Annotated in this window: 20 protein-coding genes and 1 tRNA gene; 7 read left to right on the top strand and 14 right to left on the bottom strand. The window is 63.7% G+C overall.

The features are described 5' to 3' along the window. Positions 1–109: 109 nt before the first annotated feature. Both NUH86_RS05960 and NUH86_RS05955 read right to left on the bottom strand, forming a co-directional pair. Positions 110–2,341: a S9 family peptidase gene (locus NUH86_RS05960; RefSeq protein ID WP_267251577.1), complete on the bottom strand. Its 2,232-nt coding sequence runs from the start codon at positions 2,339–2,341 to the stop codon at positions 110–112. Between the two features lie 118 nt (positions 2,342–2,459). Then, positions 2,460–2,534 (bottom strand) — tRNA-Val (locus tag NUH86_RS05955). Between the two features lie 134 nt (positions 2,535–2,668). Between NUH86_RS05955 and NUH86_RS05950 the strand changes: the two genes are divergently transcribed. Beyond that, positions 2,669–2,797: an entericidin A/B family lipoprotein gene (locus NUH86_RS05950; RefSeq protein WP_013846709.1), complete on the top strand. Its 129-nt coding sequence runs from the start codon at positions 2,669–2,671 to the stop codon at positions 2,795–2,797. Between the two features lie 18 nt (positions 2,798–2,815). Here the strand turns inward: NUH86_RS05950 and NUH86_RS05945 are convergent, their stop codons facing one another. Then, positions 2,816–3,004 (bottom strand): hypothetical protein, encoded by a 189-nt coding sequence (locus tag NUH86_RS05945; protein ID WP_267251576.1) that lies wholly within the window; start codon positions 3,002–3,004, stop codon positions 2,816–2,818. A 196-nt stretch (positions 3,005–3,200) separates the two neighbouring features. On the opposite strand from NUH86_RS05945, the gene hslV reads away from it, so the two are divergent. Next, positions 3,201–3,743 carry an ATP-dependent protease subunit HslV gene (hslV, locus tag NUH86_RS05940; RefSeq protein WP_174544422.1) on the top strand — a complete coding sequence of 181 codons (543 nt, stop codon included), beginning with the start codon at positions 3,201–3,203 and terminating at the stop codon, positions 3,741–3,743. A 144-nt stretch (positions 3,744–3,887) separates the two neighbouring features. Continuing rightward, complete coding sequence (gene hslU / locus NUH86_RS05935) at positions 3,888–5,189, top strand: ATP-dependent protease ATPase subunit HslU (RefSeq protein ID WP_267252038.1); 1,302 nt, start codon at positions 3,888–3,890, stop codon at positions 5,187–5,189. A 40-nt stretch (positions 5,190–5,229) separates the two neighbouring features. On the opposite strand, the gene proS is transcribed toward hslU, so the two are convergent. Both proS and phaR read right to left on the bottom strand, forming a co-directional pair. Continuing rightward, positions 5,230–6,813 carry a proline--tRNA ligase gene (proS, locus tag NUH86_RS05930; protein ID WP_267251575.1) on the bottom strand — a complete coding sequence of 528 codons (1,584 nt, stop codon included), beginning with the start codon at positions 6,811–6,813 and terminating at the stop codon, positions 5,230–5,232. A 31-nt stretch (positions 6,814–6,844) separates the two neighbouring features. Beyond that, complete coding sequence (phaR, locus tag NUH86_RS05925) at positions 6,845–7,417, bottom strand: polyhydroxyalkanoate synthesis repressor PhaR (RefSeq protein ID WP_267251574.1); 573 nt, start codon at positions 7,415–7,417, stop codon at positions 6,845–6,847. Here phaR and NUH86_RS05920 point away from each other — a divergent pair. Both NUH86_RS05920 and NUH86_RS05915 read left to right on the top strand, forming a co-directional pair. Then, entirely contained in the window at positions 7,416–8,504 is a 1,089-nt protein-coding gene (locus NUH86_RS05920) for an alpha/beta hydrolase (RefSeq protein ID WP_267251573.1), read from the top strand. The two genes, phaR and NUH86_RS05920, sit on opposite strands and share 2 nt — an antisense overlap. 51 nt (positions 8,505–8,555) lie before the next feature. After that, positions 8,556–9,728, top strand: a complete 1,173-nt coding sequence (locus NUH86_RS05915) for an acetyl-CoA C-acetyltransferase (protein WP_267251572.1) — start codon at positions 8,556–8,558, stop codon at positions 9,726–9,728. Between the two features lie 57 nt (positions 9,729–9,785). Here NUH86_RS05915 and alr read toward each other — a convergent pair whose 3' ends face one another. The 8 genes from alr to NUH86_RS05875 form a co-directional block, all read right to left on the bottom strand. Beyond that, positions 9,786–10,832, bottom strand: a complete 1,047-nt coding sequence (alr, locus tag NUH86_RS05910; RefSeq protein WP_267251571.1) for an alanine racemase — start codon at positions 10,830–10,832, stop codon at positions 9,786–9,788. Positions 10,833–10,872: 40 nt separating this feature from the next. Continuing rightward, positions 10,873–12,462 carry an MFS transporter gene (locus NUH86_RS05905; protein ID WP_267251570.1) on the bottom strand — a complete coding sequence of 530 codons (1,590 nt, stop codon included), beginning with the start codon at positions 12,460–12,462 and terminating at the stop codon, positions 10,873–10,875. A 240-nt stretch (positions 12,463–12,702) separates the two neighbouring features. Next, on the bottom strand, positions 12,703–13,074 hold the full coding sequence (locus NUH86_RS05900; protein ID WP_267251569.1) for a tRNA-binding protein: 372 nt from the start codon (positions 13,072–13,074) through the stop codon (positions 12,703–12,705). A gap of 72 nt (positions 13,075–13,146) precedes the next feature. Then, positions 13,147–15,132, bottom strand: a complete 1,986-nt coding sequence (locus NUH86_RS05895; RefSeq protein WP_267251568.1) for an acetyl-CoA carboxylase biotin carboxylase subunit — start codon at positions 15,130–15,132, stop codon at positions 13,147–13,149. Between the two features lie 139 nt (positions 15,133–15,271). Then, complete coding sequence (gene bioB, locus NUH86_RS05890) at positions 15,272–16,264, bottom strand: biotin synthase BioB (protein WP_267251567.1); 993 nt, start codon at positions 16,262–16,264, stop codon at positions 15,272–15,274. Positions 16,265–16,368: 104 nt separating this feature from the next. Next, on the bottom strand, positions 16,369–18,522 hold the full coding sequence (scpA, locus tag NUH86_RS05885) for a methylmalonyl-CoA mutase (protein WP_267251566.1): 2,154 nt from the start codon (positions 18,520–18,522) through the stop codon (positions 16,369–16,371). 1 nt (position 18,523) lies between these two features. Further along, a complete protein-coding gene (gene mce / locus NUH86_RS05880; RefSeq protein ID WP_267251565.1) occupies positions 18,524–18,976 on the bottom strand; it encodes a methylmalonyl-CoA epimerase in 453 nt (150 codons plus the stop codon). Positions 18,977–19,086: 110 nt separating this feature from the next. After that, positions 19,087–20,619 carry an acyl-CoA carboxylase subunit beta gene (locus tag NUH86_RS05875; RefSeq protein ID WP_267251564.1) on the bottom strand — a complete coding sequence of 511 codons (1,533 nt, stop codon included), beginning with the start codon at positions 20,617–20,619 and terminating at the stop codon, positions 19,087–19,089. A 121-nt stretch (positions 20,620–20,740) separates the two neighbouring features. Between NUH86_RS05875 and NUH86_RS05870 the strand changes: the two genes are divergently transcribed. Further along, on the top strand, positions 20,741–22,156 hold the full coding sequence (locus tag NUH86_RS05870) for a helix-turn-helix domain-containing protein (protein ID WP_267251563.1): 1,416 nt from the start codon (positions 20,741–20,743) through the stop codon (positions 22,154–22,156). Positions 22,157–22,239: 83 nt separating this feature from the next. After that, a complete protein-coding gene (locus NUH86_RS05865) occupies positions 22,240–22,950 on the top strand; it encodes a 2OG-Fe dioxygenase family protein (RefSeq protein ID WP_267251562.1) in 711 nt (236 codons plus the stop codon). Between the two features lie 6 nt (positions 22,951–22,956). On the opposite strand, the gene gor is transcribed toward NUH86_RS05865, so the two are convergent. Next, complete coding sequence (gene gor, locus NUH86_RS05860; protein WP_267251561.1) at positions 22,957–24,303, bottom strand: glutathione-disulfide reductase; 1,347 nt, start codon at positions 24,301–24,303, stop codon at positions 22,957–22,959. Between the last annotated feature and the right edge of the window lie 96 nt (positions 24,304–24,399).

The raw sequence follows: 24,399 nt of genomic DNA, 5'->3' as shown, positions 1-24,399 counted from the left end.
GCCAAAGCGGGGCTTCTTGTCTCCGTTCTGCCGCTCCGTGCTCCTGCGCAGGCAGGAGCCTAGTTTCGCCGTCTGAACTGGGTTCCTGACTAGGCAGGAACACGGAAGCTTATTTTCCCGGCCCCGTCCGCTCCCGCGCCAGGAAATCCTCTATCGTCCGCCACAGATGCACGCTGATCCCCGGCCCGCCCACGCGATGGGTCTGGCCCGGATAGACCATCATCTCGAACGGCACGGCGCCCCCCTGCATCTTCGCCATCAGCGCGGTCGAATTGTCGAACACCACATTGTCGTCCGACATGCCGTGGATCAGCAGAAGCGGGTCTTTGATCTTCACCGCCTCATCCACCGCGCCCGAAGCGGGATAGGCGCTGGGTTTCTCCTGCGGCCGACCCAGATAGCGCTCGGTATAATGGGTGTCGTAAAGCTCCCACTTCGTCACCGGCGCGCCCGCCACCGCCGCCGAGAAAACACCCGGCGCCTTCTCCAGCAGCTTCAGCGACATATAGCCGCCATAGGACCAGCCATAGGTGGCGATCCGCCCGGCATCGACATAGGGCTGCGCCTTCAGCCACTCGACACCCTTCAATTGATCCTCCACCTCTACCGTGCCCATGGCGCGATAGATCTGATCCTCGAACGCCTTGCCCCGGTCGGGCGTGCCGCGATTGTCGACCGCGAAGACGATCCAGCCCCGGTCCACCAGATATTGGTAGATGGGCGAACTCCATGAGTTCGTCACCTGCCGCCCCGCGCCCGGCCCGCCATAATGCAGCATGAAGACGGGATAGCGCTTCCCGGCCTCCAGCGGCGGCGTCATGATCCTGGTATAGAGGGTGGACCCGTCCGCCGCCTTGATCGTACCGAACGTCGTCTTCACATGGCTGGCGAGATAGGGCGCGTAGGGATGATCGCCCTTGATCGCATTTTCCGACAACCAGTTCAGTTGCCTGCCCGCGCTGTCGGCCAGATAGACTTGCCTTGGCTGATTGACGTTGCTGCGCGCCACGACGATGCGGCTTGCGGCGCGATCCATCACGGCGTCATTCCACCAGCCGGTCGCGGTCAACTGCCTGATCGGCCCCGCCTTGGCGAGCGGCGCGGCATAAAGCTGCTGCTCCAGTGGCGTCTCCCTGTTGCCGGTGAAATAGACGATCCCCCTGCCCTCATCCACGCCCACCACGTCGCGGACTTCCCAATCGCCGCTGGTAAGCGCCGTCCACTTGCCCGCCCGCACATGGTAAAGATGCCCATGACCGGTCCGTTCCGACCACCAGAGGAAACTGCCGTCCTTCAACGGCGTGAAATTGTTGCTGAGGTTGATCCAGCTTTTCGCCTTTTCGGTCAGGATCACCCTGCTCCTGCCCGTCGCCGGATCGACCGCGAGCAGGTCCAGCGTCTTTTGATCCCGGCTCTCCCGCTGGACATAGAGGGTCTTGCCGTCCTTCGACCAGTCGACGCGGGCGAGGTAGATGTCCCTCTCCGCCCCCAGATCGACCTTCACCTGCTCACCGCCCTCCGGCTTCATCACATAAAGGTCGACCAGGGCGTTGGCCGTCCCGGCGGCGGGATAGCGTTGCGTATAAACCTTCGTGCCTTCGCCGCCGATGGCTGTGCGCGTGACGGTGCCGACCGGGCCTTCATCGACGCGGGCGACCGCGATCAGCCTGTCGTCGGGCGACCACCAATAGCCGGTCCGCCGGTCCATTTCCTCCTGCGCCACGAATTCCGCGACGCCCCAACTCACCGTGTCGCTGGAACCCTGGGTGAGTTGCCTCGCCGTGCCGCCCACGGGCTGGACGAAGAAATCGCCGCCCCGCACAAAGGACACGAAGCCGCCCTTGGGGCTGACGACGCCGTTCAACTCGCCATCGGGCGTATCGGTGAGCCGCGTCACCCTTCCATCCAGCGCCGCCAGATAAAGGTCGCCATCCACCGGCACCAATATGGATTTCCCGTCCGGCGCCCAGTCATAGCTGACGATGCCGCTGCTTCCCGCCACGCTGCGGTCGCGCTCCCGCTGCATCTTCTCCGCTTCGGAAAGCTCCGCGCCGCTGCCGGTCTTCTTCGAATCGACCAGCATCCGCTCCGCGCCGGTCGACGTGTCCACCGCCCACAGGTCCAGCCGCTCCTTCTCATCGGCACGCGGCTTGAGCAGCGTCACCAGCTTGCCGTCCGGCGATAGCTTCAACGCCCTTGGCTGCGAACCGGACAGGTCAGGACTGGCGAACACCCGCTCCAGGGTCAGTTTCTGCTGATCCTGCTTTTCCTGGGCCTGGGCGGAAATAGCGGAAAGCAACAGCGCGCCGACAGCCGCGCCGCTTTTCAGATTTGGCGACATTTGCATCCCTTGCTTGGGCCATGGCGGAACCACGGCGCATGCGCGGGAAATTAGCGCGAGGCGGATGAAAAGATCAATGTTGGGAAATAATATTTCTCCGCCATGATCGCCCGGATCATGGTGGGCGCGACAGGGATTGAACCTGTGACCCCACCCGTGTGAAGGGTGTGCTCTACCGCTGAGCTACGCGCCCCCTGTAAGGAGGAGGCGGCCATTGGCATCCGCCGCGCCACCTGTCAAGCATCCCCCCGGCCATTTTTCCGGAAATGGACTTATTCGCTTCAACAGCGTTATAATCGATCCGTTATCAAAAGGAGTGCATATCCCATGCGTCAAACCGTCGCCCTCGTCATCGCGGGGCTGCTTCTTTCCTCCCTGGCCGCCTGCAACACCGTGAAGGGCGCGGGCCGGGACATCGAATCCGTCGGCCGCGCCGGGGAAAAAGCCATCAACTGATCCGGCCGGATCACCGGATCATTGGAGGATGCGGCCCATGGCGGCCGCATCCTTTTCCAGCCGCACGCCGTCGCAGTCGGCCTCTCCGCAATTGCAGGCCGCGATGGTATAGCGAACACCGCACATCACCAGCACGTCATGGTCGAAGGAATAGTTGGATATTCCAGCCCGCTCGACCTTTTCCCGCGCTCTCGCCTTGAGGGTCATATATCTGCCTCTTTGCAACATGCCTGAATGATTGTTGTTGCGCTGCACAATGTCAATCGACGCAGATCGGTTCCTGAACGAATTGAAATAAATCCGTCCAGAAAATGACACGATCCGGCGCTTATGCCGGGGACGCTTGCGCGCCGTCATTATCGCTCCCATATGCCGGATCATGAACGACCAACGCTCCAATTCCATGCCGGTCTGGCATGGCACCACCATCATGTCGGTACGCAAGAACGGGAAGGTGATCGTGGCCGGCGACGGCCAGGTTTCCATGGGCCAGACGGTGATGAAACCCAATGCCCGCAAGGTGCGCCGCCTTCACGACGGATCGGTCATCGGCGGCTTTGCCGGCGCGACGGCGGACGCCTTCACCCTGTTCGAGCGGCTGGAGGCCAAGCTGGAGCGCCATAACGGCCAGTTGATGCGCGCCGCCGTCGAACTCGCCAAGGATTGGCGGACGGACAAATATCTCCGCAACCTGGAAGCGATGATGATCGTCGCGGACAAGGAAGTGACGCTGATCCTGACCGGCAATGGCGACGTGCTGGAGCCGATCGGCGGGGTTGCGGCCATCGGTTCGGGCGGCAATTTCGCCCTCGCCGCGGCCCGCGCGCTCGTGGAATATGAGGAAGACGCCGAAACCCTCGCCCGCAAGGCGATGGCGGTGGCGGCCGACATATGCGTCTACACCAACGACCAGCTTGTGGTCGAAGAGCTGGAAAGCGCCACCTGATTAAAGTCCCTCCCGCAAGCGGGAGGGGTTGGGCTGGGCGGCGAGCGAAGCGAGCAACCTATCCCTCAAGCGTTGCAGGCGATTGCTCACGCAATCGCACCCACCCCCCACCCCTCCCTTTAAAGGGAGGGGAGTGAGATGAAGATGAACGACAATCTGACCCCCAAAGCCATTGTTTCCGCGCTGGACGCGCACATCATCGGCCAGGCAGACGCCAAGCGCGCCGTCGCCGTGGCGCTGCGCAACCGTTGGCGCAGGCAGCGGCTCTCCGCCGACCTGCGCGATGAGGTTACGCCCAAGAATATCCTGATGATCGGCCCCACCGGCTGCGGCAAGACGGAGATCAGCCGCCGCCTCGCCAAGCTGGCCGACGCGCCCTTCGTCAAGGTGGAAGCGACCAAATTCACCGAAGTCGGCTATGTCGGCCGCGACGTGGAGCAGATCGTGCGCGACCTGGTGGAGGAAGCGGTGCGCCTGGAAAAGGACCGCCGCCGTGAAGCCGTGCGTGAAGCCGCCTCCGAAGCCGCCATGACCCGCTTGCTGGACGCGCTCACCGGCAAGGAAGCGAGCGAAGCCACCCGCCTCTCCTTCCGCCAGCGGATAGAGAGCAACCAGATGAACGATGTCGAGGTAGAGGTGGAAGTCGCCGACAGCCCCTCCATGCCGATGGAAATTCCCGGCATGGGCGGCCAGATCGGCATGATCAACCTGAGCGACATGATGTCCAAGGCGTTCGGCCAGCAACAGAAGAAGCGCCGCAAGCTGCGCGTGGCGGAAGCCTGGGACAAGCTGGTCGAGGAAGAGCAGGACAAGCGGCTGGACCAGGACGATGTCGCCCGCGTCGCCATTGCCAGCGCCGAGCAGAACGGCATCGTCTTCATCGACGAGATCGACAAGATCGCCGTCAGCGATGTGCGCGGCGGCTCGGTCAGCCGCGAAGGCGTGCAGCGCGACCTGCTGCCGCTGATCGAAGGCACGACCGTTTCGACCAAATATGGCCCGCTCAAGACCGACCATATACTGTTCATCGCTTCCGGCGCTTTCCATGTCGCGAAACCCAGCGACCTGCTGCCGGAACTGCAAGGCCGCCTGCCGATCCGCGTCGAGTTGAAGGCGCTGACGGAGGATGATTTCGTGTCGATCCTCTCCGACACCAAGGCGAGCCTTGTTGCGCAATATCGCGCGCTGCTGGCGACCGAGGGCGTGACCGTCGACCTGACGCCGGACGGCATCCGCGCCGTGGCGAAGATCGCGGCGGAGGTGAACGGCGAGATCGAGAATATCGGCGCCCGCCGCCTCCAGACGGTGATGGAAAAGCTGTTGGAGGATGTGAGCTTCGAGGCTGAGGACCGCCAGGGCGAAACGCTGGTGGTGGATGCGGCCTATGTGGAGAAGCAGTTGGCCGCAGTGGCGCGCAACACCGACCTCAGCAAATACGTCCTGTAATCGCCATTAAAGCTTCCTTCCCATGCATGGGAAGGAAGCTTTAATAGCTGCGCCCCACCAGCACGCGCTCCACCGCCTTCTCGCCAGTGAAGATGCAGGCGCCATCGGCCGCTTCCGCATCCGACGGCACATTGCGCAGCGTCAGCTTCTCGCCCTTCAGCCATTCGATCACCTTGTCGAGCGCCGCGCCGGTCGGCTTGGCCCATTGCACCAGCGCCCAACCCGGCTTCTTGCTCGCCCCGAAATAGGCCTTGAGCGCATCGAGCGACGTGATCGACTTGTCGATATTCCCCAACAGCCGCGCCTGCGCATCCGCGAACAACGCCTGCTGGATCTCCTCCAGCATGGCAGTCGCCGCGCCAAGGAAATCGCCCTTCGCCACGATCCGGCTGTCCAGCTTGCCATCCTCGCGATAGAGCCGGTCGCGGCGGATGACGGACACATTGCCGCCCGCCACATCGCGCCCGCCGACCTCAATCACGATCGGCGCGCCCTTCTTCACCCAGCCCCAGCGCTTGTTCGCCGCCTTGGCCGACCGCCGATCCAGCAGGGCGCGCACCGGCTCGCGGAACACGTCCTGCTTGTTCAACTCCGTCACCAGATCGCCGCAATAGTCCAGGATCGCCGCATCCTCCTCAGTGTCGCGCAACATCGGCACGACCACCACCTGATAGGGCGCCACCCGGGGCGGCACGCGCAGGCCGTCATCGTCGCCATGCACCATGATGAGGCCGCCGATCATCCGCGTCGACACGCCCCAACTGGTCGTCTGCGCCAGTTCCTGCTGCCCCTCGGCATTCTGGAACTTGATATTCTGCGCCTGCGAGAAGGTGGTGCCCAGGAAATGCGAAGTCCCCGCCTGCAACGCCTTGCCGTCCTGCATCATCGCCTCGATGGAATAGGTCGCGACGGCGCCGGGGAAGCGCTCATTTTCCGGCTTCTCGCCCGCGATCACCGGCAGAGCCACGCATTCCTCGGCAAAGCTGCGATAGACTTCCAGCATCTTCATCGTCTCTTCCATCGCCTCTTCGACGGTGGCGTGCGCGGTATGCCCTTCCTGCCAGAGAAATTCGGCGGTGCGCAGGAACATGCGCGTGCGCATTTCCCAGCGAACGACATTCGCCCACTGGTTGATCAGCACCGGAAGATCGCGCCAGCTTTGCACCCAGCGAGAGAAAGCCGCGCCGATCACCGTTTCCGAAGTCGGACGAACCACCAGCGGCTCCTCCAGCTTCGCTTCGGGATCGGGCACCAGCTTGCCATCCTTCTGGATCAGCCGGTGATGGGTGACGACCGCCATTTCCTTGGCGAAGCCGTCGACATGCTCGGCTTCCTTCTCGAAATAGCTGAGCGGGATGAACAGCGGAAAATAGCAATTCTCATGGCCCGTCGCCTTGATGCGCTCGTCCAGCAGCTTCTGCATCCGTTCCCAGATGCCGTAACCCCATGGCCGGATGACCATGCAGCCGCGCACGCCGCTTTCCTCCGCCATGTCGGCTTCGGAAATGACGGCCTGATACCAGGCGGCGAAATCCTGTTCGCGGGTAACGGAAAGGGCGTGCTTCACGGGATCGACCTTAAAATTCGAGTGGATGGCGCGCCATAGGACAAGCGCGCCGCCCATGTCGACCCCAAAGGACCGCCGAAAGCGCGGCTCAGCTCAGCTTGTCGATCTTCGCATTGAGCGCGGCAAGTTGCGCCTTGAGCTGCGCAATCTCGTCATCCTTGCTCTCATCGGCGGCGGGCGCCGGTGGCGTCATCCCCGGCACGCCGGGCATACCCGTGCCGAAGGCGCTGGCCGCCGCTTCGAACATCAGCATGTTGCGCTTGGCGATCTCGGCCAGCGGACCGCCGCCGAAGGCGCCCTTCATCGCTTCCTGGAACTGCTGCTGGTTCTTGCGGAAGGCGTCCATCGACGCTTCCAGATATTGCGGCACCATGGACTGCATGGAATCGCCGTACATGGCGATCAACTGGCGCAGGAAGTTGACGGGCAGCATGTTCTTGCCGCGCTGCTCCTCCTCCATGATGATTTGCGTCAGGACATTGTGCGTGATGTCCTCCCCGGTCTTCGCGTCGACGACGACGAACTCGCGCCCCTCACGAGTCATCTGCGACAAAAGATCCAGCGTGATGTAGCTAGACGTTTCTGTGTTATAGAGCCGCCTGTTAGCGTACTTCTTGATAACGACCGGTTCGGATTCGTTCGCGGTCTTAGATTTGGCCATGGATACCTCTCCCACACCTGCATTTTCCGCATTAGCACAGCACAATGCCGCGCCGCAACATGGGCCGCGGCCATTACCCCTTTTTCTCAATATTTTATGGCGCGAAACGCAGGACGATCCCGAACTGCGGAAGCGGGCCTTCCAAGGTTTGCGGAAATATCAAGAGGCTAGCCGCCCCGCCCCGCCCACGGCCCCTTCCATCGCCGCATCGGCGGGCAGTGCGAAACTGCTCCGCTACGGGACGGAAAACGGCCGTCATCCGGTGGTTTTCGTTCCCTCGCTAATCAATCCGCCGCAAGTGCTGGACCTGTCCTCCAGCCGTTCCATGCTGCGCCACATGAGCGCAGCAGGGCATGACGCCTATCTGGTCGATTGGGGGGCGCCCGCGGCGGATGACGGCGCATTGGGCCTGGACCGCCATGTGACGGAGCGGTTGCTGCCGATGCTGGCGGCTCTGCCCCGCCAGCCCATATTGGTGGGATATTGCCTGGGCGGAAATCTGGTGATCGGCGCTGCGGCATTGCAACCTGCAAGGGCGCTGGCGACCATCGCGGCGCCGTGGAATTTCGACGGCTTCGCCGCCGCCGACAGGGAAGAGATCGGCGCGCTGTGGCGCGGTTCCAAACCCATGTGCCAGCGCCTGGGCTATGTGCCCATGGAGGTGCTGCAATCCGGTTTCTGGGCGATGGACCCCACCCGCACGATTCGCAAATATGCGGCCTTTGCCGACTTGGCGGTCGGTTCGGACGAGGAGCATGGCTTTCTGGCGGTGGAGGATTGGGCCAATGGCGGACCACCGCTCAGCTATGCTGCGGGGCGTGATCTTTTCGAGCAATTCTATGCCGCAAATGCGAGCGGCCGGGGCGAATGGCGGATCGGTGGACAGGCCGTCGATCCCCGCCGCCTGACTTGCCCCACGCTTTCAATCCGTTCCGCGACCGACCGCATCGTCCCTGCCGCCGCCGCGCCGGAAATGGCGGAGAATACGACCCTCGACCTTGGCCATGTCGGCATGATCGTGAGCGGCGGGGCGTGCGAATTGCTGTGGGAACCGCTGTCGCGATGGCTTTCCAGCCATGGCGGATGATGATATGTGCAAGCGCGAAACAATCATCCCCCGTAACTGAGGATCAAGGCTTTGTCAGACATCGTCATTACCGCTGCCAAGCGTACTGCCGTCGGTGGCTTCATGGGCGCCTTCGGGTCGACCCCCGCGCATGAGTTGGGCCGCGCCGCCATCGTCGCCGCCCTCGCTCAGGCCGGCATCGCGCCGGATGAAGTCGACGAAGTCATATTGGGCCAGGTTCTGACCGCCGCGCAGGGCCAGAACCCCGCCCGTCAGGCCGCCGTCAACGCCGGCATCCCGGTCGAGCGGACCGCCATCGGCCTCAACCAGCTTTGCGGTTCGGGCCTGCGCGCCGTCGCTCTGGCGGCGCAGGCGATCCGGGCGGGCGACGCCCGCATCATGGTCGCGGGGGGCCAGGAAAGCATGTCGATGGCGCCCCATGCCCAATATCTGCGCGGCGGCGCGAAAATGGGGCCGATATCCTTCGTCGACACGATGACGCATGACGGCCTGACCGACGCCTTCAACAATTATCATATGGGTATCACGGCGGAAAACCTGGCCGAGAAATATCAGATCAGCCGGGAGGCGCAGGACGAATTCGCCGTCGCCAGCCAGAACAAGGCGGAGGCCGCCCGCGCATCGGGCCGCTTCAAGGATGAGATCGTTCCCGTGACGATCAAGGGCCGCAAGGGCGACACCATCGTCGATACCGACGAATATATCCGCGCAGGCGCCACGCTGGAGGCGATGCAGGGTCTGCGCCCGGCCTTCAAGAAGGACGGCACCGTCACCGCCGCCAACGCCAGCGGCATCAACGACGGCGCCGCCGCCCTGGTACTGATGACCGCCGGGGAAGCGGCAAAACGCAACGCGCCCGTGCTGGCGCGCATCGCCGGTTTCGCGACCCGCGGCGTCGATCCTTCGATCATGGGCATCGCCCCCGTTGCCGCGAGCCGCGACGCGCTGGCCAAGGCGGGCTGGTCGCTGGCCGATCTGGACCTGATCGAAGCCAATGAAGCCTTCGCCGCGCAGGCGCTGGCCGTCGGCCAGGAACTGGGCTGGGACGCGGAAAAGGTCAATGTGAACGGCGGCGCGATCGCCATCGGTCACCCGATCGGCGCTTCGGGCGCGCGCGTCCTCACCACCCTGCTCTACGAAATGCAGAAGCGCGACGTCAGCAAGGGCCTGGCCACGCTGTGCATCGGCGGCGGCATGGGCGTTGCGATGTGCGTCGAACGCTGAGCATGCGGTAAAATGAAAGGGTCGCCGATCCCATCCGGATCGGCGACCCTTTTCATGTCAGCGCCATATCCGGTCGAACCTGGCCCCCAGCCCCGTCAGCAATTCATATTGCGACAGGCCCGAAGCCGCCGCCGCGTCGACCAGCTTGTAGTCGACCTCCAGCCAATCCCCTTCCGAAATATCGGGCAAGCCGCCGACGTCAACGGCGGTCAAATCCATGGAGATGCGGCCCACCACCGGCAAATGCCTGCCCCCGGCGCTCATGGAACCGCGCCCGGAAAAGCCGCGCAGATAACCGTCGGCATAGCCCAGGTTCAGCACCGCGATCTCCATGTCCTTCGCCGCGAGATAGGTCGCATTATAGCCGATGGTGTCGCCCGCCCGGACGCGGCGGCGTTGCAGCACCTGCGTTTCGGGAAACACTACCTGCCGGATATTTCCGGCGGCTTCCCGGCGCGGCACCCCGCCATAAAGCGCGATTCCCGGCCGCGTCATGTCGAAGGCATAGTCGGAACCCATGCAGATGCCCGCGCTGTTCGCCAGGCTGTAGCGCGCCGCCTTCACCTGCCCCTGCAAGGCCGAAAACCGCTCCAACTGCCTGGGGGTAAGCGGTCCGTCCTCATCGGCGGAGGCCAGATGGCTGAGCAGGGTCGCCACCTCCAGCCCCGCCACCCGCGCCGGAACATCGCCGCGCCAATCCAGCCCCAGCCGGTTCATGCCCGTGTCGACCATGACATCGCAAGGCCCACCGCCCGACTGCTTCCAGCGCGCAATCTGCCATTCGGTGCACAGCACCGGCCGTGCGCGGGAAGCAAGCGCCACGGCCAGATCCTCCTCCCGCACGCCATGCAGCACGGAAAGCGACACCTCCTCCGTCACAAGCGATTCCAGAACCGCCGCCTCGGCCCAGTTGGACACGAAGAAATCCCGGCACCCGGCGTCCAGCAGGCGGCGCATCACCTCCGCCGCGCCCAGGCCGTAGCCATCGGCCTTGATCGCCGCGCCGCAAGCCGCGCCGCCGCCCTGCCGCTTCAACCAACGCCAGTTGGAAAGCAGCGCCCCTTCATCCATGCGCAAGCGCAACGGCGCGGAAAATTCAATCATGCCAGCCCGGATAGCGTCCGGGTGCGCAGCCGTCGAGACATCAGTCCATCTTCGCCCCGCGCGTCTCCGGCAAGGCGACCATGCAAGTCAGCAGGGCGACCGCCACGACCGCCATGGTGTACCACAGGCCCGCATAGGGATCGCCCGTCCGCGCCACGATATATTGACTGACCAGCGGCAGGAATCCGCCGAAATAGCCGGTCCCGACATGATAGGGGATCGACAGCGAGCTATAGCGTATCCGCGCCGGGAAATATTCCGACAGCAGCGCTGCCACCGGCCCATAGGTCGCCCCCGACAGGGTCCAGAGCAGCAGCAGCGCCATGAAAAGCAACAGGGCGCGGGGCCAGTCCGGCGTCACGGCAGCCGAATCATATCCCCCCGCATGCAAGGCCGCATCCAGCCCTTCCGTACTCAGATCGGTGACCGCCACAGGACCGATGCTGACCGAAGGCGCTGCCGCCTCCCGCTTTTCATAGGCGATGCCGCGCTTGGAAAAATGGTCGAGCAGCTTGCCGCAAGCGGTCGGCTGAACCTTGGCGAAGGGATCGAAGCTGCAATCGGGGCCGCTCACGATCACTGGCGCGCTCTGCGCCGCCTGATAGAGCGCCGGGTTCGCCACGCTCCCCATGAAGTGATAGAGCGGCATGAGCAGCACCAGCACCAGCGCATAGCCGATGACGATCGGCTTCTTCCGCCCCACCCGGTCGGACAGCCAGCCGAAGAAGACAAAGGCCCCAACGCCCGCAAAGGCGCTGCCCCCCACCAGCAATTGCGCCATGCCCGGCGCGACATGCAGGCCGTTCTGCAGGAAATAGAGCGCCTGGAACATGACGGTATAGGCGATGACGGTGAAGCCCGCCGCGATCCCGATCATCGCCACCAGCATCCGCCGCTTGTTGCCGGGATAGGTGAAAGCCTCCTTCAGCGGATTGCGGGACTGGCCGCCCGCCGCCTTCATCGCCGTGAAAATAGGACTTTCGCGCAGCATCAGCCGCATCCAGAGGGAGATGGCCAGCAGCGCCAGCGAAAATATGAAGGGCAGACGCCAGCCCCAATCGTCCCACACCGCCTTGCCGACGATCCATTGCGTGCCGACGACGACCACCAGCGACAGGATGAAACCCCCGATCACCCCCGCCTGGATGAAGCTGGTGAAGAAGCCCCGCTTGCCCGGCGGCGCATGTTCCGCGACATAGATCGCCGCGCCGCCATATTCGCCACCCAGCGCCAGCCCCTGCGCGATCCGCAGCAGGATCAGGATGACCGGCGCGGCGATGCCGATGCTCGCGGCGGATGGGGTCAGGCCGACGCCAGCCGTCGCGGCACCCATCAGGACGATGGTGGCCAGGAAGGTATATTTGCGCCCCAGCCGGTCGCCCAGATAGCCGAACAAAGCTGCGCCGAGCGGCCTGAACCCGAAGCCGATGGCGAAACCGGCCAGCGAATAAAGCAGTTCGACGGTCGGATTGTCGGTCGGGAAGAATGTCCGCCCGATGATCGGCGCCAGCACGCCGTAAATGTAGAAATCATACCATTCGAACAATGTGCCGAGCGCGGACGCGGTAATGACCAGCCGGTCCCGTTTGGCGTCCATCACATAGGCGGTGCCGACTATATCCCCGCTCATTCCACCCCCTGTTCGTCCGATACGTTCATCGACCTTCTAGTGAAGCGCTGAAATCGGGCAAGCAGGATGACGATTGTCGTTCTTTCCTGCCCTCGTCATAGTCGTCACCCTGAACCCGTTTCAGGGTCCATCTCTCCCAATTGAGCCTTGGTTCGTGGGGAGAAATGGATGCTGAAACAAGTTCAGCATGACGAAGGAGGAGGGGGTAGTTTATGTCCACCCCCCACGGCCAACCAACAATCAAAACAACCGCGATCCATCAGGCACCGCCCGGTCAGGCGCAAACAGCATCACCGCCCCGGCATCATCCGCGAACCCCAGCGTCAGCACTTCAGACAGAAACTTCCCGATCTGCCGCGGCGGAAAGTTAACGACCGCCGCGACCTGTCGTCCGGGCAGATCCTCCAGCGCATAATTTTCGGTGATCTGCGCGCTCGACTTCTTCTGCCCAATCCCCGGCCCGAAATCGATCAGCAGCTTATAGGCGGGCTTGCGCGCCTCCGGATAGGCTTCCGCCGACAGGATCGTGCCGACGCGAATGTCGACCTTCAGAAAATCGTCAAAGCCGATGGCGTCGCCCGCAGGCGAAGCAGGGTCATGGTCGAGATGCATGCCCCATCACAGCATGTCCGCCGCGCTGGGGAAAGGCCTTTCGCCTCCCCCGCGCGGCGGACATGGACCATGTTATTCCAGTTCCAGGATGATCGCGTCGACCGGCAGGCTTTCGCCCTGAGCCGCCGACACGCTCTTCACCGTGCCCGCCTTCTGCGCGCGCAGGATATTCTCCATCTTCATCGCCTCGATCACGGCAAGCGGCTGGCCCGCCTCGACCTTGTCGCCTTCCTCGACGTTCAGCGCGACCAGCAGGCCCGGCATCGGACAGATCAGGAAGCGCGACAGATCCGGCGGGATCTTCTCGATCATATGCTTGGCATGCACCGCCGCATGGGCGGGCAGGATGCGCAGCTTGTGGCTGGCGCCATGCGCGGTCAGCACGAAGCCCGAACGCACCGGCGCGATCTTCACCGCCAGTTGCTCCTCGCCGAACTCCGCTTCGATCAGCCGGTCGCCGGGCGTATATTCCAGCGCCAGCTCGATCGCTTCGCCGTCCACCGTGACATCGTCGCCGCTGATCACGACGTCATGAAGCGCGTCCCCGATCTTCACCTGCCAGCCGGTCGGCGGCGCAAGGCGCTTGCCCAACTGCCCCTCGATCCGGCGCGCCCGATCCGCCTGCGCCATGGCGGCAAAGGCGCCGATGGCCGACAGCCGCTTCAGCAGCGTTTCGGAAGCCGGAGCACCGACGAAACCCTCCGGATATTCCTCCGCAATGAAGCCGGTGGTGATGTTGCCCGAACGGAACCGCTCATGCTGCATCAGCGCGGACACGAAATCGATATTGTGGCCCGGCCCCTCTATCTCGAACTGGTCGAGCGCTGCGATCTGCTTGTCGATGGCCTCCAGACGGGTCGGCGCCCAGGTGATCAACTTGGCGATCATCGGGTCGTAGAACATGCTGACCTCGCCGCCCTCGACCACGCCGTCATCGACGCGCACGCCGTCCACGGCTTCCGGCGGATTGTAGCGGATCAGACGCCCCGTCGAGGGCAGGAAACCGCGATAGGGGTCTTCGGCATAGACGCGGTTCTCGATCGACCAGCCGTTGATCTTCACATCCTCCTGACGGATGCTGAGTTCCTCGCCATTGGCGACGCGGATCATCTGCTCGACCAGGTCGAGGCCGGTGATTTCTTCCGTGACCGGATGCTCCACCTGCAAGCGGGTGTTCATTTCCAGGAAGTAGAAACCGTCGCCGGTCTTGTCCGCGCCCGACACGATCAGTTCGACCGTACCCGCGCTGAAATAGCCGACCGCGCGCGCCAGAGCGACGCACTGCTCGCCCATCTTCTTGCGCATTTCGGGGCTGACGAAGGGCGACGGCGCTTCCTCCACCACCTTCTGGTGACGCCGCTGGATCGAGCATTCACGCTCGTTCAGGTAAAGGATATTGCCGTGCTGGTCGCCCAATATCTGGATTTCGATATGGCGCGGACTTTCGATGAACTTCTCGATGAACACGCGGTCGTCGCCGAAGCTGTTCAGCCCCTCGCGCTTGGTCGCCTCGAAGCCTTCGCGCACATCCTGCTCGCTATAGGCAAGGCGCATGCCCTTGCCGCCGCCGCCGGCCGAAGCCTTCATCATCACCGGATAGCCGATCTCGTTGGAGATGCGGACGGCATGTTCGGTATCCTCGATCACGCCGACATAGCCGGGGACGACATTGACGCCCGCTGCCTTGGCCAGCTTCTTCGATTCGATCTTGTCGCCCATCGCGGCGATGGCATTGGCGGGGGGGCCGACGAAGATGATGCCCTCGGCATCCAGCGCCTTGCGGAAGCTTTCGCGCTCTGACAGGAAACCATAGCCCGGATGCACCGCATCGGCCCCGGTATCCTTGCATGCCTGGATGATCTTCTCGGCAATCAGATAGGATTGGGCGGCGGGAGACGGGCCGATATGGACGGCTTCATCCGCCATCAGCACGTGCGGCGCGCGGGCGTCGGCGTCCGAATAGACCGCCACGGTCTTGATGCCCATCTTCCGCGCCGTGCGGATGACGCGGCATGCGATTTCACCACGGTTCGCGATCAGGATCTTGGTGATTGCCATCTTGAGTCCTTGCCCCAGTCCTTAGTTCCAAAATCCGTTCAGGCTGAGCGAAGTCGAAGCCATCGCCTGAGCGTAGCGAAGGCACCTCGCTTTACTCGGTTGAATTGTTCGACTTCGCTCAGGACGAACGGAGCTATTTCTATTTCGCCGCGACCGCTTCCAGATGCCCGTGCGGCTGCGCCATCATCGGCGTCAGCCCCAGCTTTCCAAGCAAAGCGGCGTCCTTGTCATCCCCGGCATTGGCCGCCGTCAGCAGCTTGTCGCCAGTGAAGATGCTGTTCGCGCCAGCCATGAAGCAGAGCGCCTGACAGGCCTCGCTCATGCTCTCGCGCCCGGCGGACAGCCGCACCATCGACTGCGGCATGACGATCCGCGCCACCGCGACGGTGCGGACGAACTCCACCTCGTCGATCTTGGCAAGCGGCGTGTCCTTCAGCATGTCGCCCAGCACGGTCCCGGCCACCGGCACCAGCGCGTTGATCGGCACGCTTTCGGGATGCGGCATGGTAGCCAGCGCATGGAGGAAACCGATGCGGTCGCTCCGCGTCTCACCCATGCCGACGATCCCGCCGCAGCAAACATTGATGCCCGCCGAACGGACATTCTCCAGCGTCTCGATCCGGTCCTCGAAGGTCCGGGTGGTGATGACGTTGGCGTAATTTTCCGGCGATGTGTCGATATTGTGGTTGTAATAATCCAACCCCGCATCCGCGAGCTGTTTCGCCTGACCGGCCGACAGCATGCCCAACGTCATGCAGGTTTCCATGCCCATCTGGCGCACGCCCTTCACCATTTCGATGAGCTTGGGCATGTCCCGTTCCTTGGGATTGCGCCATGCGGCACCCATGCAGAAACGGCCCGAACCATGGTCCTTCGCCTGCGCAGCGGACTGAAGCACCGCCTGCACGTCCATCAGCTTGGTGGCTTTCAGGCCGCTTTCCGCCTCGGTCGACTGGCTGCAATAGCCGCAATCCTCCGGACAGCCGCCGGTCTTGATCGACAGCAGGGTCGAAAGCTGCACTTCGTTGCGCGGGAAATTCGCGCGATGGATCGACTGCGCCTCGAACATCAGGTCGTTGAAGGGCAGGTCGAACAGCGCGGCGATCTCGTCGCGGGTCCAGTCGCACCGCACGCACGCGGTGCGCCCCTGCGAAGGCAGGGGCCCAGGGTTCTGGGCGCTTCTCTTGGGGCCCTGGGCTCCTGCTTTCGCAGGAGCACTGGAAATATTCAGGTCGGTCAAGCGGCTTCCTCCAGCCCCGCGGGGGGCATGTTGTGGCCGAGGAGGCGCAGCACATCGGCGGCGCATTCCACGACGTTGGAACCCGGTCCATAAATGCCCTGAACGCCCGCGTCACGGAGATAGTCGTAATCCTGCGGCGGAATGACCCCGCCCGCGATCACCTTGATGTCGTTGCGGCCCTTTTCCCGAAGCTGCCTGATGAGGTCGGGGATCAGCGTCTTGTGCCCCGCCGCAAGGCTGGAAGCGCCGACCACATCGACGCCGCTGTCGAGCGCCAGCACCACCGTTTCCTCCGGCGTCTGGAACAGCGGCCCCGACACGATTTCGAAACCCATGTCCCCGAAAGCGGACGCGATAACGTTGGCGCCCCGGTCATGACCGTCCTGCCCCATCTTGGCGATGAGGATCTTCGGCTTGCGACCGAGGCGCCGCTCGACGGCCTGCACCCCGTCAAGAACCTGTTTCCAGCGCGCATCCTGCGCATAGGGCTTGCCATAGACGCCCTTCACCGGCGTCGGCTGCGTGCCGTAACGGTTGAAGCTGTCCTCCATCGCGGCGGAAATTTCGCCCAGCGTGGCGCGGGCGCGCGCCGCCTCGACCGCATGGGCGAGGAGGTTGTTTTCAATCGACTGCGAGCCTGCCGCCGCTGCACGCAACGCCTCCAGCGCGGCCTGGCAAGCCGCCTCGTCACGCTCCGCCTTCACGCGGTTGATGCGGGCAATCTGCGCCTCGCGGACCTTGGTGTTGTCGACCTCCAGCGTTTCCAGCAGGTCTTCGTTCGCCAGGCGATATTTGTTGACGCCGACGATGACGTCCTCGCCCCGGTCCACGCGCGCCTGACGGGCCGCAGCGGCGGTCTCGATCATCGCCTTGGGCCAGCCTGCCGCCACGGCCTTCGCCATGCCGCCTTCGGCTTCAACGCGGTCGATGATCTCCTGCGCGGCGTCGACCAGTTGCTGGGTCAGCGCCTCGATATAATAGCTGCCGCCCAGCGGATCGACGACATTGCACATGCCGGTCTCTTCCTGGATGACGATCTGCGTGTTGCGCGCAATGCGGGCCGAGAAGTCGGTCGGCAGCGCAATCGCCTCGTCCAGCGCGTTGGTGTGCAGCGACTGCGTGCCGCCCAGCATCGCCGCCATCGCTTCGATGGTGGTGCGCATGACGTTGTTATAGGGATCCTGCTCGGTCAGCGACACGCCCGAAGTCTGGCAATGGGTGCGCAGCATCTTGCTGCGTTCGTCCCTGGCGCCCAGCTTCGTCATGACCCGATGCCACAGCACACGAGCCGCGCGCAGCTTGGCGATCTCCATGAAGAAGTTCATGCCGATGGCGAAGAAGAAGCTCAGCCGCCCCGCAAACTTGTCGATGTCAAGGCCGCTCGCCACGCCGTAGCGCACATATTCCGCGCCGTCCGCGATGGTGAAGGCCAGTTCCTGCACCTGCGTCGCTCCGGCTTCCTGCATGTGATAGCCGGAGATGGAGATGCTGTTGAACTTGGGCATTTCGCGGCTGGTATAGCCGAAAATGTCGGAGATGATCCGCATCGAGGGTTCGGGCGGGTAGATATAGGTGTTGCGGACCATGAACTCCTTCAGAATGTCGTTCTGAATGGTCCCGTCGAGCAGCTTGCGCTCGACCCCCTGCTCCTCGCCCGCGACGATGAAGAAGGCCAGGATCGGAATCACCGCGCCGTTCATGGTCATGGAAACGGACATCTGGTCGAGCGGAATACCGTCGAACAGAATCTTCATGTCCTCGATCGTGTCGATGGCCACGCCTGCCTTGCCCACGTCGCCGACGACGCGGGGATGGTCGCTGTCATAGCCGCGATGGGTGGCCAGGTCGAAGGCGACGCTGAGGCCCTTCTGACCAGCGGCAAGATTGCGCCGGTAGAATGCGTTGGATTCCTCGGCGGTCGAAAAGCCCGCATATTGCCGGATGGTCCAGGGTCGCCCCGCATACATGGATGCGCGCACGCCGCGCGTGAACGGCGCGAAACCGGGCAGGCCCGGATCGACGGTCACGTCTTCCGCAGTATAGAGCGGCTTGACGGTGATCCCTTCCGGGGTCTCCCAGTTCAAATCCTTGCCCTTCACCTCCTTGGCGGCGGCGGCGGCCCACTGATCCAGCGTCGGCTTCTCGGTCATATCAATGCGCGCCCTCTTTCGGCGTTTCCATGATTTCAGTGAGCACCCCGTTCATATCCTTGGGGTGGACGAAGAAAATCAGCGTCCCATGCGCACCGATGCGCGGTTCGCCCAGCACCTTCTTGCCCAGACCTTCGAACCAGGCCTTGGCTTCATGGATGTCGGGCACTTCATAGCACATATGATGCTGCCCGCCCGCCGGGTTCTTGGCGATGAAACCGTGGATCGGCGAGTTCTCGCCCAGCGGCTCGATCAGCTCGATCTGCGTCCCGGCAGTCGGTCCATTCGGGCCATTCTCGCCCGGCGTGTCCACGAAGCACACCTTCACCCCCTGCGCGGGCAGGTCGAACGGCTCATGCGTGATCGTCGCGCCCATGACGTCGCGATAATAAGCGATGCTGGCTTCCAGCGAGGGCGTCGCCACGCCGATATGGTTCAAGCGACCGAGTTTCATATCACTTCACCTGTCTCGTCACCCCAGCGGAAGCTGGGGTCTCATGCCTCAACGCACTGCATAGCCGCCTGAGATCCCAGACTTCGCTGGGATGACGACCCATATGGCCGTCACAACGGAATATTGTCGTGCTTCTTCCAGGGATTCTCCAGCGCCTTGTTCCGCAGCTTGCGCAGCCCCAGGGCGATCCGCTTCCGCGTCGAATGCGGCTGGATCACCTCGTCGATGAAGCCCTTGCTCGCCGCCACGAAGGGGTTGGCGAAGCGGTCCTCATATTCCTTGGTCTTCTGCGCGATCTCTTCGGGCGTCTTGCCGCGGAAGATGATCTCCACCGCGCCCTTCGCGCCCATCACAGCGATCTCGGCGGTCGGCCAGGCATAGTTGAGGTCGCCGCGCAGATGCTTGGACGCCATAACGTCATAGGCGCCGCCATAGGCCTTGCGCGTGATGACGGTGATCTTCGGCACGGTCGCCTCGGCATAGGCGAACAGCAGCTTCGCGCCATGCTTGATGATGCCGCTATGCTCCTGAGCAGTACCCGGCAGGAAGCCCGGCACGTCGACGAAGGTGACGATGGGAATTTCGAACGCATCGCAGAAGCGCACGAACCGCCCGGCCTTCTTGGACGAGTTGATGTCCAGCACGCCCGCCAGCACCATCGGCTGGTTGGCGATGATGCCCACCGTCTTGCCTTCGACCCGGCCGAAACCGCAGAGGATATTGCCCGCATGGGCCGGCTGCACTTCGAAGAAGTCGCCCTCGTCCACCACCTTACGGATCAGCTCATGCATGTCATAGGGCTGGTTCGCATTGGCCGGGATCAGCGTGTCCAGGCTTTCCTCGATGCGGTCCCACGGATCGGCGCTCGGACGCTCCGGCACCGGCTCCTTGTTGGAGGCAGGCAGGAAGTCCACGAAATCGCGCACCGCCAGCAGCGCTTCGATATCATTCTCGAACGCCACGTCGGCCACGCCGGACTTGGTGGTGTGCGTCACCGCACCGCCCAGTTCCTCCTGCGTCACGACCTCGTTGGTGACGGTCTTCACCACGTCCGGGCCAGTCACGAACATGAAGCTGCTATCCTTCACCATGAAGATGAAGTCCGTCATGGCGGGCGAGTAGACCGCGCCGCCCGCGCAAGGCCCCATGATCACGCTGATCTGCGGCACCACGCCCGACGCCAGCACGTTGCGCTGGAAAATCTCCGCATAGCCGCCCAGCGACGCCACGCCTTCCTGGATGCGCGCACCGCCGGAATCATTCAGCCCGATCACCGGCGCGCCGACCTTCATGGCGATGTCCATGATCTTGCAGATCTTCATCGCATGCCGTTCCGACACCGCGCCGCCATAGACGGTGAAGTCCTGGCTGAAGACATAGACCAGCCGCCCGTTGATGGTGCCCGATCCGGTGACGACGCCGTCGCCGGGGATATGCTGTTCGTCCATGCCGAAGTCGATGCAATTATGCTCGACATACATGTCCAGCTCTTCGAAGCTGTCCTCGTCCAGCAGCACTTCCAGCCGCTCGCGGGCCGTCAGCTTGCCCTTGGCATGCTGGGCGTCGATGCGGCGCTGACCGCCGCCCAGACGCGCGGCGTCGCGCTTGGCTTCCAACTGTTCGATGATGGCTAGCTTCGACATATCAGGCTTTTCTCCGGCTCGTCGCGGACATCTTTGCCCGCCCCATTTCAGTCTTTCCGCATTTTCGCAAATGCAATTTTGCCAATTTGCAAATTGCGACTTTGCAAATTATGGACGATCCATGGCGCGTGGCAATCGAATCTTCGCAGGTCCGCGCCTGCGCCAACTGCGCCTGGACCATCGCATGGACCAGGCGACCATGGCGCAGGCGCTGGGCATATCCGTCTCCTATCTCAGCCAGATGGAGAATGACGACCGTCCCCTCACCGCCAAGGTGAAGGCCGCGCTCGCCAGCGCCTTTCCCACCGACTGGGCCAGCTTCGACAGCCGGGAGGAGGAGCAGCTTCTGGGCGCCTTCACCTATGCGCTGGCCCATCCGGAACTGCCCGGCCCCGCGCTGGAACCGGAGCGGATAGAGAAGCTGCACCTGCAATTCCCCGAATTCGCGGCCCGCTATGTCGATCTCTACAACGCCCATATGCGCGCCAACGAACGCATCAACATGATCGAGGAGGCCATCGCCAACGACCATGCCGTCCAGGCGCGCCTCCCCTGGGAAGCCGCCCGCGACTGGTTCCATGAGGCGGGCAATTACGTCCACGCGCTCGACTGCCTGGCGGAAGACATGGCCGCCAGCTTCACCGCGGGCCAGACCCTGGACGAAGGCATGCTGGTCGAGGCGCTGGCTCGCCGCCACGGCATCGAGACGCTGATCGCCGAGACCCCGGACTCCGCCCTCCGCTCCTATACCAGCAGCGAACGGCGCCTGTTCGTCAACGCCGCCCTGCCCACCGAAAGCCGCAAATTCATGCTCGCCCACCAGCTCATGATGCTGGAGGGGCAGGCGGTGATCGCCGACGTGGTGAGCAAGGCGGGCCTGCCCGTCATGGGCGCCGACCGCCTGCTCGCCATTGGCCTGGGCAATTATGCGGCGGGCGCGCTCCTCATGCCCTACGCTCCCTTCCGGGAGGCCGCCCGCGAAGTCCGCCACGACATAGACCGTCTCGCCCGCCGTTTCGGCGTCAGCTTCGAACAGGCCTGCCATCGCCTTTCGACCCTCCAGCGGCCCGGCCTGCGCGGCATCCCCTTCTTCTTCTGCCGGGTCGACATGGCGGGCAACATCACCAAGCGCCACAGCGCCACCCGCTTGCAATTCGCCCGCTTCGGCGGCGCCTGCCCCTTGTGGAACGTCCATGAAGCGGTCGCCGTCCCCGACCGGATCAACATCCAGCTTGGCGAGACCCCCGATGGCGTGCGCTATGTCTCCATGGCGAAGGGACTGGTGAAGCCGTCGGGCAGCTACAGCCGCACCCCGCGCCGCTTCGCCGTCGTGCTGGGCTGCGAAACCGCCCATGCGGCCAATTTCGTCTATGCCGACGGCCTGCAACTGGAGGTGGAGGGGGCGGCGACCCCCATCGGCATCACCTGCCGCCTCTGCCCCCGCCAAAGCTGCGACCAACGCGCCTTCCCGCCCGCCGACCGCCCCATCCATGTCGATCCCGACAATCGCCAGATCGTGCCCTATTGGATCGGCTAGGCAGCCAGGCGGGATTTTCCGCCAATCCTGCTTGCGGGAACTGGCCCTGTCGCTCGTCCGTCCCTGCGGATAAGGAAAGATGGATGAGCGACGCTGGCATTCTGACGGACATATCGCTCCAGCACGAACTGGAGCGCGCCGGTTATGCCCGCCTGTCCGGCCCCGACCTGTTCGAACGGCTCGCGATCCGGACCCCCGATTGGGGCATATTCGTCCAAAGCTGGGACGATCTCGGCCCGGACCTCTATATGGCGGACGGGGGGCGATACCGCCGCCGCCGTCACGCGACCTTCGCCTGTGAACATGGCCGGTTCACGCGCAAGCCGCACCAGCCCCATTTCCAGAGCCGCGACTATAATCCCCTCAACGGCGATGTGCAGCGCTGGTTCGACCCGGTGGAGCAGGCCACCATCGACAATGGAGCGATGCAGTCCATCTTCGCCTTCTGCGCCGCCAGCTTCCCCTTGACGGGGCCGCAGCATGTCGAACTCCACCAGTTCCGCATCGAAGCGCGCAGTGGCGAACTGGGCCGCCCCACGCCCGAAGGCATGCACCGCGACGGCGTCGACTGGGTCTTCGTGATGCTGGCCGAACGCCGCAACGTCCGCGAAGGCGTCACCCGCATCGGCACGCCGGAGGGGACTGAACTGGGCGAGTTCACCCTCGCCCGCCCCGGCGACGCCGTGCTGATCGACGACCATCGCATCATGCATGGCGTCACTGAAATCCATGCGGTGGACCCGGCGCAACCCGCCTGGCGCGATGCGCTGGTCCTTACCTTCGCGTCTGAATAGCCGGACTTATTTCAACAGCACCAGTTCCTCGGCCATGCTGGGGTGCAGGGCCACGGTGTCATCGAATTCCTGTTTGGTGAGGCCAGCCTTCACCGCGATGGCGGCCGCCTGCAATATCTCCGGCGCGTCCGGGCCGATCATGTGCAGCCCGACCACCCGGTTGGTCGTCGCATCCACCACCATCTTGTAGAGCGCCCGCTCATCCCGCCCGGCCAGCACATTCTTCATCGGCCGGAAGTCGGAGGTGTAGATCTTCACCGTCCCCAGCTTGTTCCTGGCCTCCGCCTCGGTCATCCCGACCCCGGCCAGCGGCGGATGGCTGAACACGGCGGACGGCACGCAACGATAGTCCACCGTCCGCGGATTATCCCCGAACACCGTATCCGCAAAGGCATGCCCCTCGCGGATCGCCACCGGCGTCAGTTGCAACCTGTCCGTGACGTCGCCCACCGCATAGATGCTCGCGCAACTGGTGCGGCTATACTCATCGACCTTGATCGCGCCCTTGTCGCTCAGTTCAACCCCGGCATTTTCCAGCCCCAGCCCATCGACATGCGGCTTGCGCCCGGTCGCGAACACCAGCAGGTCGCAATCGATCGGATCGCCGTTCCTGAAACGGACGGACAGGGTGCCATCCTCCTTCTTCTCGATCTTCTCCATCTCGGCATTGAAGCGGAAATTGATGCCCTTCATCGTCGAAATCTGGAGCAGCCGGTCGCGTATCTGCTCGTCATAGCCGCGAAGCAGCGTGCCGGACCGGTTGACGATCGTCACATGGCTGCCGAACTGGTGGAAAATCCCTGCAAATTCATTGGCGATATAGCCGCCGCCCACGATCACGATCCGCTTCGGGCACTCTTCCAGATGGAAGAGTTCGTTGGAGGTGACGCCATATTCCGCGCCCTCGATTTCCGGGACGATCGGCCAGGCGCCGGTCGAGACGAGGATATATTTCGCGCTGATCTCCCGCCCGCTGGTCAGCCGCACGCCGTGCGGCCCGGTAATCGTGGCGCGCTCCGCAATCAGTTCGACCTGATGGCTGTCGAGCGTGTTCCTGTACAGGCCCTCCAGCCGGTCCACATCGGCCAGCACATTGTCGCGCAGCGTCGTCCATTCGAAATCGCAATCCGGCACATTCCAGCCGAAACGCCGCGCATCCTTCAGATCCTCGGCGAAGTGGGCGCCATAGATGAGCAGCTTCTTGGGCACGCAACCGCGAATGACGCAGGTGCCGCCGACGCGATATTCCTCCGCCACCGCGACCTTCGCGCCATGGGCCGCAGCCACCCGCGAAGCCCGCACGCCCCCCGATCCCGCGCCGATGACGAAAAGGTCGAAGTCGTAGTCGCTCATATAGGCCTCCGCTGCATTGCGCCCGCATATGGAGCGTCCCCGGCGGAGTTACAAACCAGAATCTGACTAGGCCCATCCCGCAAACGGGATGCGCCC

The sequence above is a fragment of the Sphingobium sp. JS3065 genome (genome assembly GCF_026427355.1).
Classification (GTDB): Bacteria; Pseudomonadota; Alphaproteobacteria; order Sphingomonadales; family Sphingomonadaceae; genus Sphingobium.
This window is presented reverse-complemented; position numbering and strand designations above follow the sequence as displayed.